The organism is Streptomyces phytophilus (genome assembly GCF_013870535.1).
GTDB classification, from domain to species: domain Bacteria; phylum Actinomycetota; class Actinomycetes; order Streptomycetales; family Streptomycetaceae; genus Streptomyces; species Streptomyces phytophilus.
Genome location: NZ_JACBXC010001090.1, coordinates 1 through 2,080 on the forward strand (window position 1 = coordinate 1; position 2,080 = coordinate 2,080).

Below are 2,080 nucleotides of genomic sequence, written 5' to 3' on the forward strand. Positions count from 1 at the left end.
GGCTGCCCAGCAGGCTCGCCTTGAGCGCCGGGACGGTGTGGCCGAGGACCGCGGCCGCGGTCATCGCGAGGTTGGCGATGAGCCCGAGGATCAGGCCGATGCCCATGCCGAAGATGTCCTCGCCCACGGCGTCGTTGGCCATGTTGCGCGCGCCGCCGAAGAGCATGAAGAGCGAGCTGAGGAGTGCGGCGGCCGACAGCGCGGTGCCCCACTGGTCGAGCCGGAGCCCGCCGAACTCGCGGTCGCCGGTCTTCACCCGGCCCAGGAAGATGAGCGCGCCGGCGATGATGCCGGTCAGGAACACGGCCGGCAGCAGGGGGAACTGGTCGGAGTCCCAGCCGCTGGGCACGTCCCCGCAGTCGGCCCCTCCGGGGCAGTCCACCGAGATGCTGCCGAGGAACGAGGCGATAATCAGCAGCAGCGCTGCTCCGATCACTACGCCGTCGCCCCGAGTGAGTGAGCGGATGTTCACGAAATGTCCCTTACGTATTGGTCGTTGTCGCTGATGCTGGTGCGGATCCCTGCGCCGCGGAGCGTGAAATGCCGCCCCATCGTACGGGTCCGCGGATCGGCCGCATCGGGCCCCCTGGCCACGAGTCCCCCTTGTTCCCCCGGTGTGCATTTCCCGGTCTGTCGACGGCTTGCGCCTACCCTGCCAGGAAAGCCCCGATGCCGTTCGTGATTCCGTGCGCCGCCCGCTGCCGCCATGCGGCGTCCGTCAGCCGGCCGGCGTCCTTAGCGTCCCGCATATTGCCGCATTCGATGAAGACTTTGGGCACAGTCGAGAGGTTCAGCCCGCCCAGATCCGTGCGCACCGTGAAGCCTGTGTCGTTGCCCACATAGTTGGAGGGCTTGCTTCCGGTTTCTTCCGCGAAGTGCGACTTCAACTCTTTGCCCAGCTTCCGCGAGGGCTTCACGATGGCGGTGGTGTCCGCCTTTCCCTCGTCCACGCTGCCCGGCAGGATCACGTGGAACCCGCGGGCGCCGGGCCCGCCGCCGTCGGCGTGGATGGAGACGACCGCGTCCGCCCCGGCCTTGTTGCCGGCCTCGGCGCGCTCGTCGACACACGGCCCGAACTCCCGCTTGCCGTCCTGCGTGAGCCGCACCTCCGCGCCCTGCGCGCGCAGCAGCGTGCGCGCGCGCCGGGCCACGTCCAGGGTGAAGTCCGCCTCGGCATAACCGCCGTTGGTGGCCGTGCCGGTGGTGTCGCACTCCTTGCGCACGGTGCCGATGTCGACCTGCCGGTTGATTTCGGCGGCGTGGTCGCGGTTGTTCGGGTTGTGCCCGGGGTCCAGCACGATCACCTTTCCGGCCAGCGGCATCTCGCCCACCTCCGGGTCCTTCGCATCCGTCGCGTTCTGCGCGTCGTTCGAATCCTCGGGATCCCCGGCGGTGGGCCGGGTCGGGGAGGAGGACGCCGACGGGGCCCCGCCGGGTTCCCGCCCGTTCGCCGCGGATCCGTCGCCGTCCACCGACTGCCACACGAGTACGCCGGCGAAGGCCAGCGGTGCCACGGGTGCGAGCAGAAGATAGGCGCGGAGAGGCCGCCGGTTCTGGCTGGACATCCGTGCGACCGTAGCAGAAGAACCCTGCGCTCAAATTCCCGCGCCGGTACGGCGCAGCACCCGCAGGCTCCGGTGTGCGGCGCTCTCCGTGAACGCCCCGGAGTCCAGCGCGCGCCGGTAGACCCGGTACGGTGCCTGCCCGCCGTCGGCGGGGTCGGGGAACACGTCGTGCACGGCCAGCAGGCCGTCGAGCGCGACGTGCGGGGCCCAGCCCTCGTAGTCGGCGGTGGCGTGCTCGTCGGTGTGCCCGCCGTCGACGAAGACCAGCCCCAGCGGCCGGTTCCACAGGGCGGCGGCCTGCGGCGAGCGGCCGACGACGGCGACGACGTGCTCTTCGAGGCCGGCCGCGTACAGGGTGCGGCGGAACGTCGGCAGGGTGTCCGTCAGCCCCGTCGCGGGGTCGACGAGCGTCGGGTCGTGGTACTCCCAGCCGGGCTGCTGCTCCTCGCTGCCGCGGTGGTGGTCGACGGTGACGGCGACGACTCCCGGGCGGGCGGCGGCACGCGCGGCGGCGG

Annotated in this window: 2 protein-coding genes and 1 pseudogene; all 3 read right to left on the reverse strand. The window is 71.4% G+C overall.

Going from position 1 to position 2,080, the window contains the following annotated elements:
* A pseudogene (locus H5J30_RS29360) lies at nucleotides 1-472 on the reverse strand (hypothetical protein); the annotation flags it as partial.
* Between the two features lie 175 nt (nucleotides 473-647).
* Nucleotides 648-1,565 carry an N-acetylmuramoyl-L-alanine amidase gene (locus H5J30_RS29365; RefSeq protein WP_181790330.1) on the reverse strand — a complete coding sequence of 306 codons (918 nt, stop codon included), beginning with the start codon at nucleotides 1,563-1,565 and terminating at the stop codon, nucleotides 648-650.
* Nucleotides 1,566-1,595: 30 nt separating this feature from the next.
* Nucleotides 1,596-2,080, reverse strand: a 485-nt coding sequence (locus H5J30_RS29370; RefSeq protein ID WP_181790332.1) for a class I SAM-dependent methyltransferase, incomplete at its 5' end; no start/stop codon positions are given.